Origin of the sequence: Chamaesiphon sp. (genome assembly GCF_041738855.1) — a bacterium.
In the GTDB taxonomy this organism is placed as follows: Bacteria; Cyanobacteriota; Cyanobacteriia; order Cyanobacteriales; family Chamaesiphonaceae; genus Chamaesiphon.
In genome coordinates this window covers 1-14,314 of record NZ_JBGSPA010000047.1, presented here as the reverse complement: position 1 = coordinate 14,314, position 14,314 = coordinate 1, and the positions used below count along the sequence as shown (strand labels likewise).

Genomic DNA, 14,314 nt, shown 5'->3' with positions numbered 1-14,314 from the left:
ATCTGGACTTCGGCGGGGATCTTTACCCCCAACCCCCCCTCATAAAGGGGGAGGCTCTTGCTCCCTTCCCACAAGGGAGGACTAGGGTGGGGTAGAGATCTCCGCAACTCAATTCCTAACTCCGCTTCCCACACGACTGACCCTCAGTCGTCGCCAGTTCGCCAGTCTCCATCAGCATCTTGAAGCGGCGTAAATCGTCGCCGATCTGTTGTTCGGGATTTTCGCCAAATACAGAAGCGATTGCGGCTGTCAGTGCGCCACCAGGGACGCGATACTCCAACACGACTTTGACCTCCACCCCGCGCCCAGGAGGTGCTGGTGTGAACCGGACAAAACCTGAGTTCTCAACATCTGCACCAGGAATAGAAGCCCAGCTTAGGAGTTGATTGGGACGATCGGTAATGATATCGGCATCCCACTCGACACTATTACCTAGAGGGGCATTGGCGACCCAGTGCGATCGCGTTTCATTGATGGTAGTCACTGATTTGAGGTGCTTCATAAATGTCGGCAATTGCTCGAAGTTGTGCCAGAACTGATATAGTTCCTCAACTGACTTATTCTGAATCGTCACTGTCTTTTCGACCCGCATTCCTTTATCCACCCCAGTTGCTTCGGTAACTTTTTCCTGAATGCTTTTCTCAGATGTGGCACCGTGATATGCCAGTGTGCCACCTGCGACCGCCATCAAGGCACCACGCAAAGATCGCTGGCTCAATCCCGCCAATACCATCGCGCCACCTGTAATCAGCGATCCCCAGCGTTCGGTATCGCCGATCTGTTCGGGAGTTTTATTACTAGTTGTTTTGATTTCCATAGTTTTTAGGTTTGAGGTTTGAGGTTTTAGGGGTGAATGGTGGATGGTGAAATGAAGAGAAGCACTGCCTACCACATCGGTTTCAGATAACTTACGATCGATCGGTATTTGCACTCAGTCACCGCTCGTTCGTTCCTCGTCTCCTTACTCTCATCCATCGATAGGAACGCCCAAGGATCGCTATTCCATGTCCCGCATCAGATTGGCGGCGATGAAGGCAATTGCGCCCAAGCCGACGGCGGTAGACCATTTGGCGACTGGATGAAAATCGAACCAATCCAAGAAACTGGGAATGGTTTTGTCGGTAAAGTCGCCTGTGGTAGTGTTGTATCCGTCGATCGGTTCAAATAGATTGTTGGGATCGTCGGTGGCTTTGATGGTATCAGTGCGCTGTCCGGGGATCGCGATCGCCCCAACGATCGTATCGACTAGATCGGGCGCGATCTTTTGAAGGAAGTCAGCGGCGCGTCCGACGTCGCCAACGATGATGTCGCGGGTGGGATGTTCGGCGACGTGGAGGATCGCTTCAGCGACGAGACTAGGCTGATAGTAAGGCGGTACTCCAGTGGGTTTGACGCCGAGTTTTGTCCGCGCTTTGTTGTAGAAAGGCGTATTGATGACCGAGGGCATGACATTGGTGATGCTGATGGGAAATCCTTCGTACTTCAGCTCCGATCGCAACGCATCTAGAAAGCCTTCGATCCCATGTTTGGAGGCAGAGTACGAGCTTTGCAAGGGCATCGAGCGTCGCGCTTCCACTGAAGAGATCGTGATGATGGCACCTCGTCCTGTCCGGCGCAGGTGCGGCATGGCAACCATCGCCCCATAAACTGCCCCCATCAGATTGACATCGATCACGCGCTTGAACTCTTCGGGTGTAACTTGCTCGAAGGGGGCAATCACCGCAGTTGCTGCCGCATGTACCCACGTATCCAACCGTCCGTAGTGTTCGACGGTTTTGTCAGCAATGTTTTGTACCTGTGCGAAATCCGATACATCAGCAGGCACTGCGATCGCATCCCCCCCCAGGGCGGTAATTTCGGCGACCAATGATGCCAATCCTGATTCGCTCCGCGCCGAAACTACGACTTTGGCTTGGCGTTTGGCAAACTGGAGCGCAGTTTCGCGACCAATGCCACTAGAGGCTCCAACAACTGCAACGACTTGTTGGGCGATAGGTTTGAGTTTCATTTGGAGTTAGTTGGGCTTTGCTACTTTTGGTATCCTAACAATGCCAATCTGGAGTGTCTTCTCTCTCAGGGGGGAGATCCGGCGTACCTCTTTAGGTAGATTGAATTAGGATTTATCTTTGTTATTAATAAAGTTACGAGTCAGGCTCCCCAGCGAGTGACTTTACCAACTGAACGGAGATATAAAACATGGGCGCGGATAGTCCCGATTTAGGCAGTCAGGCATTGAGTAAAGTCGTAGAAATTGGTCTTGCTAGTCAACTAGATGCAAGTGAAGAAATCGCAGTCGATCTGCGTACCAATCCTGGTAATTTTATCCAAGGAAAGTTAGATTCTGTCGAGATTTCTGGTAAGGGATTGGTGGTCAAGCAAGATCTGCGGCTGGAAACCATCCACATCACTACCGATGAGGTCGCGATCGATCCTCTTCGTGCTGTTTTTGGTAATATCGAACTCACTCATCCCACCGATGCCGAAGCCCAGATCGTGCTGACTGAAGCCGATATCAATCGGGCTTTTAGTTGCAACTATATTCGATCGAAGTTACAGGGTTTGAAGCTAGAGATGGACGGAAATCCGGTCACTGTCGATGTTCGATCGGCTAGCTTGGATCTCCCTGGTGAGAATAAGTTTGTCATTGCCGCAGCTTTTGTGCTGCGGGAGCAAAACGAAATCAAAAAGTTTTCAGCAACTGCAATTCCTCAAGTTCATGAAAACGGTAACCAAATTTCTTTGGAGATTTTAGCGGCTGAGGGTCAAGGTTTGACGCTCAAGCTAGTGATGGTGATCTTCGAGCAAATGACGGCTCTATTGGATTTGAGAAACTTTGATATTCCTGGAATTGCCCTCAAGTTACATCGCATCGAAGCTCAAGTAGGTAAGTTAGTAATTCATGCCAAAACTCAGATTACTCAATTACCAACGCTGTAGACTTTCGCATTCACAACCCCTCACAGTAGCAATCCCAAATGAGCAGCTACTCCCTTCCCACCCAAGAAATAGACAGTGTTGATTCACCATCCACCATCTACTATTCACCTCTACACTAGGTGTCTAATTCTTCACTGGGAAGGGAGTAGATTGATGTATTGCGTTAAGGTTGTCGCCTAACGCACCAGTATTCTAAACATTCACTAACAGGTAAAAATCATGGCTCAAACTCCTAGTATTCCTCCATTCATCGAAAGCAATGAAAGCGAATACCGTGATAGCGGCATCCCTAGCACCGTAGCGATCGCCAAGCACCCGCTCCATCCCCTCCTCGTCACATTTCCGATCGCGTTCCTCTCTGGGGCTGCGGGAGCCGATCTGGGGTATCTACTCACTCACGATCCTTTCTGGGCTAGAGCGGCGATTTGGTTGATTGGCGCGGGGTTTGTGTCGGGGCTGGTTGCCGCCGTGGCTGGAATGTCGGACTTTCTACGGATCGATCGCGTCCGCAAGCGCAGCGCAGGCTGGATTCACATGACTGGCAACATCGCCGCGATGGCTCTGACGTTGGTCAACTGGCTGTTGCGCTGGAATAATGTTGAAGGCGCGATCTTACCCATCGGCTTGATTATCTCCACCATCGTCGCCTCACTACTAGCAGTCACAGGCTGGTTTGGTGCCGAACTGATTTACCGCCACAAGATTTCAGTCATCGGTGACAGTAGTCGCTACGAGCCATAGCTCACAATAAATCCCATCCGATCGAAAATCCCCTCCCTGGAGCGAAAAGTGCGGTCTTGGGGTTTCCCCAAGTAGAGCACCTTTTCAAGACAGGGGTGCCCGTAGGGTGGGGTGGGTAGATCTGTGCAACCAATCCAATCATGAATAAATTCGATTACACCCTCGATTTTAAGACGATCGATTTTCGCCAACATCCCGAACTCTATCGCATCGGCAAAGGGGAACAAGGCGTTTTACTTGTCGAACCTTATAAAAGCGAAATCCTCCCCCATTGGCGATTTAGAACGCCAGCGATCGCGAGTGAATCGGCACAAAAAATTTATACCCTGTTTCTTGAATATAAGCAACAGGGTGATTTTGTCGGGATGGATATGGCGCGAAAGTTCTTGCAAATGGGGTACACCCGATCGCGTCGGTATGCCAATCATAAAACGGGACGCAAATACGCTCAGGATTCTCAAACTATTCTCCCAAATCAGGAAGATCCAATCAAGGCTGAATCCGCCAAAATATTTTATGCCGTGTGGCAATTAGTCAAGGCAGATCCAGAGTACCTAGTAATGCTCGATCGACATCGGAAGTAGGAGCTTATCGAAACCAACAGTAGGGGCAATTCAGGAATTGCTCCTACCTTGAAGATCGGTAAATAAAAGTAAAGTGGGCACACAACCCAGGCATTTTCCACTAAGATGAGGTCGCTCTATTTGAAGCAGTCGTAATGTCAGGAGTCTTACCAAATTGCTGAATCACAGATGTGACGATCGCAATTAATACAATTACGCCTAAATCTCGGCGAAAGTAAGTAGCCCCTTGAGTGATTTCAAGGAATGACCAGTAAAGAATCGAACCAAAAGCTAATAGATCTAAAGCGATCTTAACTTTACCTGTTTTAAACACCAACTTGAGCAAAGTAGCTGAGATCCAGAGCAGAATCGGGATATTAGGAGCTTGAGCGATGACAATCTCTCCAGTATTATCTCGAAACAATCGATCGACTAAGTTATTATTCATTACTTGATAGGATATGAATTAAAATACTGGGTTTAACAATAGCTATTTATGAAGCAACAAAAGTCCACTCCAGCGAACTTATGGGCGCATGTTTGAGCGATTGAATCAACTCCTCATCGCTCTCGAATTCGATCTGAGTCAGATGTGCGGCATCGACGCGGACGGTAAATTTGTCATCTTTAAATGGCCAAGGCTTGACAGTGAGCGTCTTCTCACCGCGCTGGATGATGTCATGTTGCTCGCCTGTCGGCCCTTTGCCGATTTCGAGCCAGCGTTCGCCATCAGGAATCTGCTGTTGACACAAGATCAGCGATAACCTGTCGCAACACTGCATTTTGGCATAAGTTTTTTCGGCGTCAGCTTCACTAATACCTAGACTTTGACGCCAGGTTTGGCGGAGTTCGATTTGCTTGTCCAGAAACTCATCGAGTTCGGGCATTTCCCCCCGCTTACCTTCACTCAAAAAGCTCATGTGCATCGACACCAGTAGCGCAACCCACCGCCCACGATAGAGCGCGTTTTCCACATGCTCATAAAGTGGAGCCACCGCCAAAACCTCGCCACCTTGTGTAAAGTCCAGCGGGGCACCTGCCTTGGTCAGATGACCGCCTTGCCATTCGCGCTCTAGGTCATCGTGATGAGCGATCGCCGCGATCGTATCGACCAACCGTGATGTATCATCAGGTGTCTCCCAATACCCTGCAATCTGCGCCGCTAGCAGTGCATGAGCGCGGTGATAAATAATTTCCCAGCCGTCATCAGTAAGGTTGACTATCATGAAACTCGATCGATCTGAAAGTGTGCAATTAGTTGTTGATACTTGGTGAGAGCTGCCTGCGCTACAGTGCTGACTGCGGCGGAGATCTTTACCCCCAAACCCCCCTTATCAAGGGGGGGCTTTTGCTCCCTGCCATGGGCAGCGGCGGCTCTTGCTCCCTCCCCTTTATAGCAGGGCTGGGGTGGGGTAAAGATCTCCGCACCACCTCAAACAGATGCCAACTGTCAACTGTCAACTGTCAACTGTCAACTGTCAACTACTCATTCGCGTGTTGTGCCTTCCCTGCTGCCTTAGTATCGTGGTCTTCCTTGAGGCGCGAGACGACATTAAATGCGTCTGCTGTTGGGGGCGAGGCATCCTCCTCGACACCTTCGGTTGGGCCGCCAATTTCATGCCAAGCGGCTAGCCCGCCCATCACATGAGTGACGGCTTCAAAACCATCGGCTCTGAACATCTCGGCTGCTTGATGCGCTTGCTCGTCAGTATCACCGTAGATGTAGATGTCATGCTCAGGCTGAAGTGTGGACTTGAGTTCTGCCAACTGCTCCAGCGGCATCGATATCGCCCCAGTAATGCGTCCTTGGTTGAAAGATTCATGTGCGCGGATATCCACGATCGATAGGGCAGGTTCGCCCCACTCTAGCCGCTTTTTGAGGTCGTAGGCGGTGGATTCTTCTTGGAGGATAACTGGTGTGGGTGTCAGATTGCCCAAAGCGTCTTGCACGCCTTCAACGAGGTCATTTAAACTTGCCATGTAAATATATTTCGATACTACCCCTTCAGCATCGCAGGATCGACTCCAAACCACTTCTACCTAAAGATAGATCGTTGAATCGAGTGGCGGATTTTGGAGTGATTCGTCAAAATAGCAACTAAAAATCTTACTACTTATTAAGTTGTTTTGTCACCAAATAATAGGAAATAAATATTGAAATTGGCTCTCATAACGGCTTGAACTAGCTCGATCGATTCAAAAATGCCAGCTAGAAAAAATAATTACTTTTTGATAAACTAGAGGAAATTTCAAAATCAACAGTCGAGCGACAGATCTGGAAGATCGATCTAAATTAAGTGCTTCATTCATACCGTGATGATGATGCTCCGATCCAAAGGCTCCGCCACCGAGTCTGATTCCAGCCTTGAATCAGCAGATTTTGCTACCGAGCCGCTGCATTTGCACATAGCTGTGTGTGACGTGTGACCACACGACAACAGCGATCCCATCCACACTCAACCGATCGATCCTGGTCATCCCCTGCCGTAAAGCTCCCTGTTGCTCTCGCTACTGCCTGCCGAAAATTACAGCTCCAGCACAATTATCCAGCTCGACATGCAGCAATCACCATCATTTATCCGTCTAAATCGGAGTACCTCCCAGCCAGAGCGTCACGGGAAGCAGATCGCTCGGATCGCTAGTAGCATCACGATCGCTACAGGTATGCTGGTATTGGTTGGATGGCAACTAGATCTTGAAGTACTCAGGAGTGTTGTGCCTGGGTTGGTAGCGATGAAGGTCAATGCGGCGATTTGTTTTATCTTAACGGGGATCTCGCTGGGGCTACAAACCCGCACAGATCGAAGTTCTCGGGGATCGCGGATTGCCAACGGCTGTGCGTTCGCCGTCATCGTCATCGCTCTACTTACTATCTGTCAATATCTATCTGGGTGGAATCTAGGCATTGACGAACTCCTGTTTCGAGATCTAGATAGTGTCGGCACAGTCGCCCCTGGTCGGATGGGCATCAATACTGCGGTCAATTTTTGCTTGACAGGTGTCGCACTATGGCTGATAAATTGCCCCGAGCAGCGATCGTCAAGCCAACCCCAATACCAAGTCCAGATCGATCGGATTGCCATCGCCCAAATTATGACCGTAGTTGCGGCTCTGATCGCTCTCCAGACGATCTTTAGTTATGCCTATGATGTGTCACACCGCCTGATGACGACTTCGATGGCAGTGCATACTACCATTGCTTTCCAGAGCTTGTGTGCAGGGATTTTGGGACTGAAGAGCGATCGCGGCTTCATGCGATCGTTTACTACGCCGCTGATTGGTGGCAATGTGGCGCGACGATTTTTGCCGACGGCGGTCATCGTACCATTAGCGGTCGGTTGGTTGGTGTTTCATGGGCTACGCGCCGATCTATACGACCCGAATGTCGCCTTGTCGCTGTTATCGATCTCGATGGTAGCGATTTGGCTGGGGCAGATTAGGATCAATGCTGGTATACTCAATCGGATCGATTACGATCGCATTCGATCGGACGATCGAATGCGATCGAGTGAGGAACGGCTCAAGCTTGCGCTCCAAAGCGCAAGACAAGGAGCTTGGGACTTTGATGTCCAGACGCAGACTTTGAACTGGGATGAGGGTTGCAAAGCCATGTTCGGACTCTCACCCGCCACCCAAGTGACAGCTACCAGCTATCTTGATGCGGTGCATCCTGAAGATCGCCAGCGCGTAGCCGCTGCGATAGAGATCGCCCTGCGCGATTGTGATGAGTATGCCCAAGAATACCGGACGATCTGGGCAAATGGTACAGTTCGCTGGATACTCACCCAGGGACAGGTTTATTGCGACCCGACTGGAGAGCCGTGCCGGATGTCGGGGACGATGATGGATATCACCGAGCGCAAACACGTCCAACTTAACGAGCGATTTTTATACGAACTGACCCGACGACTACGGTACATCACCGATGCGGACGCGATGCAAGATGAAGCTGCTAGAAGTGTAGGCGAATACCTGGATGTCGATCGCGTCACCTGGGTGGGGATCGATTGGGGCAAACGGCTATCGATAGTCGATCGTGACTGGCATCGGGCGGGGCTGGAGAGTCATGCAGGCGTCTATGCGATCGCCGATTTCTTGCCACCAGCCATGCAGGTTGCCCTGTTTGCCGGCGACGCAGTAGTCATTGGCGATGTCCAGACCGATCCGTCACTCGTGCCGTATCTGGCAGCCTATCAGCAGTTGGGACTCCAAGCATTTGCCCATATTCCCTGTTTCAATGAAAGCCAGTGGGTGGCAAGCTTACATCTCAATACCGATCGCGTGCGACACTGGCGCGATGATGAAGTTGCCCTGCTCCAAGCCGTCGCCGCCCAGATCTGGCCGACGATCGAGCAGACTCGCGCCGTCCAAGCACTCAGAGCGCAAGCAGCGCAGACCCGCGCCGCTCAAGCTACCATCCGACAGCAACTGGGTGAAATCGAAGGGATTTATCAAACAGCTCCGATCGGGTTGTCCTTTGTCAGTAGCGATCTGCGATTCATCCGCGTCAACGAGCAGTTGGCGCAAATCAATGGCTTACCTGCATCCGCGCATATCGGGCGGACGATCCGCGAAGTGTTGCCAGACATGGCTGAGACGATCGAGCCACTCTATCTTCAAGTCATCGAGTCAGGGAAACCGATCCTCGATCTCGAACTAAGTGGCTCCACTCCTGCCCAACCAGGCATACACCGCTATTGGCTAGCATCTTACTATCCCCAACAGGATAGCCAAGGTCGGGTGGTCGCCGTCAGTGGGGTCATCAAAGAAATCACCGATCGCAAACTGCAAGAAGCAGCACGCGAACGCACACTAGCTGCACTGCGGGTGAGCGAACGCAAGTTTAGTGCCATTTTCAATCAGACTTTCGAGCTGATTGGATTGCTCGATCCCAATGGGGTGGTGTTAGAAGTCAATCAAGCCGCACTGGACTCGTTGATGCAGCCGCTACCGTGGCGAATCCAGCCTCGGATCGACGAGATCGTCGGTACAGAGCTATGGCAAACGCCGTGGTGGAGATATTTTCCGCCGCTCCAGCAGCAACTGAGAGCAGCGATCGATCGGGCAAAAGGTGGTGAATTTGTCCGCTACGAGATCGAATTCCCCGCGCAGATCGGCACATCCAATCCCACCATCGACTTTTCGATCAAACCCGTATGTGACGAACGTGGTGAAGTCACAACGTTGATCGCCGAAGGACGCGACATCACCGAGTTTAAGCAGACAGCAGCCCAACTGCGATCGAGCGAACGCAAATTTAGTGCGATTTTCAACCAGACGTTCGAGCTAATGGGGATCGTCAGCTTGGAAGGCATATTGCTAGAAGTCAATCAAGCCGCTCTAGACTCGATCGAGGCTCAAGCCGACGCAATTGTCGGAAACAGCTTTTGGGATGCTCCCTGGTGGCATACAGAGCAGCTTCAGCAGCAACTCAAAGACGCGATCGCCGCCGCTGCCAGCGGTCAATTTGTCCGCTACGAAGTCGAGTTTCCCAACCCCCGTGGCGGGATGAGTATCACCGACTTTTCGCTCAAACCCGTATTGGATGACGCCCATCGCGTCACCACGATCCTTGCCGAAGCCCGCGACATCACCGAGCGCAAGCAAGCCGAAGCCGCTCTGCGCGAGAGTGAAGAGCGATTCCGCACCTTGGCAGACAATATGTCTCAGTTTGCCTGGATGGCAGACGCTAGCGGCTGGATTTTTTGGTACAATCAGCGATGGTTTGACTACACTGGTACGACGCTAGCACAGATGCAGGGCTGGGGCTGGCAACAGGTACATCATCCCGAACATGTCGATCTAGTCGTCGCCCATTTTAGTCACTGTTTAGAGACAGGTACAGAATGGGAAGATACCTTCCCGCTCAGAGGTCGCGATGGCACCTACCGCTGGTTCCTCTCCCGCGCCATTCCGATCCGTGGCTCGTCAGGGGAGATCGTCCGCTGGTTTGGTACCAATACTGACATCACCGCCCAGCAAACCGCACTCCGCGAACTCGACAAGTCTCAAGCCGCCCTCACCGAGCGCAACCGAGAGCTAGACTCCTTTGTCCATGTCGTCGCCCACGATCTCAAAGCCCCCCTGCGCGGCATCACCAACCTCTCCCAGTGGATCGAAGACGACCTCGAAGGAGTAATGGCGACCGAGATCCAAAAACATACGATCTTACTCCGCAGCCGCGTCAAGCGGATGGAAGCGACGATCGATGGATTGCTTGACTATGCCCGCGTGGGTCGCCTGGATATGCGCCACGAGCCTGTCGCCGTGACTCAACTACTAGCTGAGGCGATCGATTCGATCGATCCACCACCCACATTTACGATCGCCATTGACCCACAGCTCCCCACCCTCAACACCAGTCGGCTGTTGCTGTCCCAGGTATTTACCAACCTCATCAGCAACGCGGTCAGACATCACGACCGATCCGACGGCTCCATCCACATTTTCGGTCGCGATCTCGGCGATGTCTACGAATTTGTCGTCGCCGATGATGGCCCAGGCATCGCCCCCGAGCATCACGAGCAGATTTTTACCCTCTTCCGAGCAGTCAACCCCCAAAAGCGATCGGACAGTACGGGTATCGGTCTCAGTATTGTCAAAAAAATTATTGAAACCGCAGGCGGCACCATTCGCCTAGAGTCCCAACTGGGTAAAGGCACGACATTTTACTTCACTTGGCCCCAGCAATCTTGACAGCCAAAACTAGCGCGTCAAAATCAATTTAGCACTACATTTATAATCTTGCAGCATTGGCTAAAAATGACATCTGTCGGAAGGTAGAGCATTTAAATTTAATATTTTCTAAAGATGTATTGCGATCGATTAATCAACCATAATGGTAATCGTTCATGGGGTTTGGAAAAAGTGAGCTGGAAAAATCATCCAGCTCTTGTAGGCTGATGAAATCCTCGATCGGGACATCAAGTCAATCGATTTTCTTGACAGAGATAACTGGGATCGGACACCACAGCGCGTCAAGACATCGATCGGATCTTCGATTGGGCAGAGCCTACACTTGGAGATCGAGCGGATAATACTTCAGATTGAAGAGCGATAACAACCCGAACAATTAAATAGAGATTCACTATGCAGCGTTCTCACTCATTCACACGCCTAAAAAGCTGGTTTGCACCCCCAGATCGTCTCGATCTACAGGTAGCGCGGATTACCAGCGGCGTGGTCATGTTGGCTGGTTGCTTGGTCTTAATTGGCTGGAAATTGGATCTGGCGATCCTCACTAGCGTGATTCCCGGCGCGGCGACGATGAAAGCCAATACCGCCGTTTGTTTCCTGTTGGCAGGAATATCACTAAGTTTCCAAACTGGCAAACGCACCAGGCTAGCGACTCGAATTGCCAATGGCTGTGCGATCGCGGTCAGTACGATCGGACTCCTAACCCTATCTCAATATATGTTTGGGTGGCATCTGGGCATCGATGAACTGCTAGTTCGCGATCCGGCAGCGACGATCGCCTCAGATCCAGGTCGGATGGGCATTAATGCGGCGATCGACTTTGGCTTGGTGGGGATCGCACTGTGGCTGGCAAATCGGCAGGAGCCGCAACCGGAACGGCAACACCGCATCAAGCTAGACCCGATCGCCATCTCGCAAAGTCTGGCAACAGTAGCGGGTTTTATCGCGCTGCAAGCTGTAGTTAGCTACGCCAATAACGATCGGGTATTTTATCAACTGAGTATTTTTGCGACGGAAATGACGCTCCAGACGGCGATCGTGTTTGTGGTCTTGTGTGGGGGAATTTTGGCACTCCGTAGCGTTGGCGTAGCCTCTCAGAATGAGAATCGCGGCTGGATGCGATCTTTTACAAGCGATTTAGTCGGTGGTGATGTCGTCCGTCGATTTGTGCCGATCGCGATCGTCGTACCTTTAGTGCTGGGTTGGGTGATCTTGCGCGGTTATCAAGCCAAATTGTATGACACCAATTTTGCGTTTTCGCTGATGTCGATCTCGCTGGTGGCGATTTTGTTGGGACTAATCTTGCTCAATGCTGGTATTCTCGATCGAGTGGACTACGATCGAATCCGATCGGACGATCGGATTCGATCGCGCGAGGAACGGCTCCAGCTTGCCCTTGAGGGCGCGAATCAGGGGATTTGGGATCTCGATCTCCAGACGCAGGTTGTGACTTGGGACGATCGCTGCAAAGCAATTTTTGGACTCTCCCCCGATGTACCATTGACTTATGCACAGCGAATCGACATGCTGCATCCCGACGATCGCCAGCGAGTGGCTGATGCGCTAACGATTGCCGCCCGTGAGGGTGGTGAATTTGTCAAGGAGTACCGGACTATTTACCCAAATGGCACGATCCGCTGGGTACTCTCCCAAGGACGTAGTTACTGTGATGCCGCAGGGAGACCGACTCGCATGTCGGGAACGATGATGGATATCACCGATCGCAAACAAGCAGAAGCGGCACTACAGCAGAGCAATCGGAAGTTTAGTGCCGTTTTTGACCAAACATTCGAGCTAATCGGGCTAGTGAGTGTGGCGGGGGTGGTGCTAGAAGTCAATCAAACCGCCTTAGCATCGATTGATGCTCGTAAGTCTGAAATTGTCGGCAAATGGCTTTGGGAAACTCCCTGGTGGCATACGGAGCAACTACAGCAGCAACTTAAAGACGCGATCGTCACCGCAGCTAGTGGGCAACTCGTGCGCTATGAGATCCAATTTCTCCATACAAGTGGGATTTTAACCACGCTCGACTTTTCCCTCAAACCTGTGCTTGATGAGCAAGATCGAGTGATGATGCTCGTAGCGGAAGGGGGTGATGTCACCGAGCGCAAACAGGCAGAAGCTGCTCTGCGTGAAGGTGAAGAGCGATTCCGCACTTTGGCAGACAATATGTCTCAGTTAGCGTGGATGGCAAATTCAGATGGGGGGATTTTTTGGTACAACCGTCGTTGCTTTGATTATACAGGGCTGACATTGGCACAGATGCAGGAATGGGGCTGGCAGCAGATACATCATCCCGAACATGTCGATCGAGTCGTCGCGCATTTTCAGCACTGTTTAGCAACGGGCATAGAATGGGAAGATACCTTCCCGCTCCGAGGTCATGATGGTGAGTATCGGTGGTTTCTCTCGCGGGCAATCCCGATCTTTGATGGATTGGGGCAAGTCGTCCGCTGGTTTGGTACTAATACTGACATTACCGAACGACAAACCGCACTCCGCGAAATCGAACAAGCCCAAGCAAATCTGGAACGGCGCAATCAAGAGCTAGACGCTTTCGGATATATTGTCGCTCACGATCTCAAAGCACCCCTGCGCGCGATTTCCAATCTATCCCAGTGGATCGAAGACGACCTCGAAGGAGTGCTCACCGCAGATACCCAGTCGCAAATGACACTACTGCGGAGCCGCGTCCGGCGGATGGGAGCGACGATCGATGGACTACTCGACTACGCCCGCGTCGGTCGCACCGATGCTAAAATCGAGTCTGTCTCGGTAGCTCAACTGCTGGCTGAAGTCATTGACTCGATCGATCCGCCGCCAACATTTACAATTACCATCGCGCCAGATTTACCGACTCTCAACACCAAGTGGCTGAGTTTGTTCCAGGTATTTACCAATCTGATAAGTAACGCCATCAAGCATCATCATCGAGCGGACGGCTCACTCCACATTTCCGGTCGAGATTTGGGCGAGTTCTATGAATTTGTGGTCGCCGACGATGGCTCAGGAATTGCGCCAGAGCAACACGAGCGGATCTTTGAGATCTTCCAAGCGGTCAACCCCCAAAAGCGATCGGACAGTACCGGAATCGGTCTTAGTATCGTCAAAAAAATTATCGAAACCGCAGGCGGCACCATTCGCCTAGAGTCCCAACTGGGCAAAGGCACAACATTTTACTTCACCTGGCCCCAACGCTAATCGCCAATGGTGGATGGTGGATGGTGGATGGTGGATCTAGTAACCTGAGTTCGATGAAGTTTTGTCTCCTCAAACTCAGGCATTTCAACACTTTTAGGCTAACAGCAGAATTTTTTCAATTTTTGGCACATTAAAATCCACCATCAATATCATTAATAGTTGAAAAAACATTGATT

General features: G+C 51.3%; 10 protein-coding genes. 5 read left to right on the top strand and 5 right to left on the bottom strand.

Annotated elements, in window-relative coordinates; translation table 11 throughout:
- Positions 1-115: 115 nt before the first annotated feature.
- Both ACEW9I_RS05280 and ACEW9I_RS05275 read right to left on the bottom strand, forming a co-directional pair.
- Positions 116-817, bottom strand: a complete 702-nt coding sequence (locus ACEW9I_RS05280) for an SRPBCC family protein (protein ID WP_373539313.1) — start codon at positions 815-817, stop codon at positions 116-118.
- Between the two features lie 180 nt (positions 818-997).
- The gene (locus ACEW9I_RS05275) at positions 998-2,008 is read right to left on the bottom strand and encodes an SDR family oxidoreductase (RefSeq protein WP_373539312.1); all 1,011 of its coding nucleotides are present in this window, start codon (positions 2,006-2,008) and stop codon (positions 998-1,000) included.
- Positions 2,009-2,196: 188 nt separating this feature from the next.
- Here ACEW9I_RS05275 and ACEW9I_RS05270 point away from each other — a divergent pair, with 188 nt between their 5' ends.
- The 3 genes from ACEW9I_RS05270 (at position 2,197) to ACEW9I_RS05260 (ending at position 4,262) form a co-directional block, all read left to right on the top strand.
- Positions 2,197-2,937: a DUF2993 domain-containing protein gene (locus ACEW9I_RS05270; protein WP_373539311.1), complete on the top strand. Its 741-nt coding sequence runs from the start codon at positions 2,197-2,199 to the stop codon at positions 2,935-2,937.
- 219 nt (positions 2,938-3,156) lie between these two features.
- Positions 3,157-3,678 carry a DUF2231 domain-containing protein gene (locus ACEW9I_RS05265; RefSeq protein ID WP_373539310.1) on the top strand — a complete coding sequence of 174 codons (522 nt, stop codon included), beginning with the start codon at positions 3,157-3,159 and terminating at the stop codon, positions 3,676-3,678.
- A gap of 140 nt (positions 3,679-3,818) precedes the next feature.
- Positions 3,819-4,262: a DUF4385 domain-containing protein gene (locus tag ACEW9I_RS05260; RefSeq protein WP_373539309.1), complete on the top strand. Its 444-nt coding sequence runs from the start codon at positions 3,819-3,821 to the stop codon at positions 4,260-4,262.
- Between the two features lie 100 nt (positions 4,263-4,362).
- On the opposite strand, the gene ACEW9I_RS05255 is transcribed toward ACEW9I_RS05260, so the two are convergent.
- The 3 genes from ACEW9I_RS05255 to ACEW9I_RS05245 all read right to left on the bottom strand — a co-directional run bounded on the left by ACEW9I_RS05255 (position 4,363) and on the right by ACEW9I_RS05245 (position 6,221).
- Positions 4,363-4,689 carry a hypothetical protein gene (locus ACEW9I_RS05255; RefSeq protein WP_373539308.1) on the bottom strand — a complete coding sequence of 109 codons (327 nt, stop codon included), beginning with the start codon at positions 4,687-4,689 and terminating at the stop codon, positions 4,363-4,365.
- Between the two features lie 46 nt (positions 4,690-4,735).
- Positions 4,736-5,467: a DUF3891 family protein gene (locus ACEW9I_RS05250; RefSeq protein ID WP_373539307.1), complete on the bottom strand. Its 732-nt coding sequence runs from the start codon at positions 5,465-5,467 to the stop codon at positions 4,736-4,738.
- 256 nt (positions 5,468-5,723) lie between these two features.
- On the bottom strand, positions 5,724-6,221 hold the full coding sequence (locus tag ACEW9I_RS05245) for a rhodanese-like domain-containing protein (RefSeq protein ID WP_373539306.1): 498 nt from the start codon (positions 6,219-6,221) through the stop codon (positions 5,724-5,726).
- A gap of 576 nt (positions 6,222-6,797) precedes the next feature.
- Here ACEW9I_RS05245 and ACEW9I_RS05240 point away from each other — a divergent pair.
- Positions 6,798-10,937: a PAS domain S-box protein gene (locus tag ACEW9I_RS05240; RefSeq protein ID WP_373539305.1), complete on the top strand. Its 4,140-nt coding sequence runs from the start codon at positions 6,798-6,800 to the stop codon at positions 10,935-10,937.
- A 393-nt stretch (positions 10,938-11,330) separates the two neighbouring features.
- Complete coding sequence (locus tag ACEW9I_RS05235; protein ID WP_373539304.1) at positions 11,331-14,138, top strand: PAS domain S-box protein; 2,808 nt, start codon at positions 11,331-11,333, stop codon at positions 14,136-14,138.
- Positions 14,139-14,314 lie beyond the last annotated feature (176 nt).

Bases quoted from the DNA above. Each gene is read 5' to 3' on its own strand.
- ACEW9I_RS05255 (WP_373539308.1), bottom strand. From the start codon at position 4,689: ATGAATAATAACTTAGTCGATCGATTGTTTCGAGATAATACTGGAGAG.
- ACEW9I_RS05250 (WP_373539307.1), bottom strand. From the start codon at position 5,467: ATGATAGTCAACCTTACTGATGACGGCTGGGAAATTATTTATCACCGC.
- ACEW9I_RS05260 (WP_373539309.1), top strand. From the start codon at position 3,819: ATGAATAAATTCGATTACACCCTCGATTTTAAGACGATCGATTTTCGC.
- ACEW9I_RS05280 (WP_373539313.1), bottom strand. From the start codon at position 817: ATGGAAATCAAAACAACTAGTAATAAAACTCCCGAACAGATCGGCGAT.
- ACEW9I_RS05240 (WP_373539305.1), top strand. From the start codon at position 6,798: ATGCAGCAATCACCATCATTTATCCGTCTAAATCGGAGTACCTCCCAG.
- ACEW9I_RS05265 (WP_373539310.1), top strand. From the start codon at position 3,157: ATGGCTCAAACTCCTAGTATTCCTCCATTCATCGAAAGCAATGAAAGC.
- ACEW9I_RS05275 (WP_373539312.1), bottom strand. From the start codon at position 2,008: ATGAAACTCAAACCTATCGCCCAACAAGTCGTTGCAGTTGTTGGAGCC.
- ACEW9I_RS05235 (WP_373539304.1), top strand. From the start codon at position 11,331: ATGCAGCGTTCTCACTCATTCACACGCCTAAAAAGCTGGTTTGCACCC.
- ACEW9I_RS05245 (WP_373539306.1), bottom strand. From the start codon at position 6,221: ATGGCAAGTTTAAATGACCTCGTTGAAGGCGTGCAAGACGCTTTGGGC.
- ACEW9I_RS05270 (WP_373539311.1), top strand. From the start codon at position 2,197: ATGGGCGCGGATAGTCCCGATTTAGGCAGTCAGGCATTGAGTAAAGTC.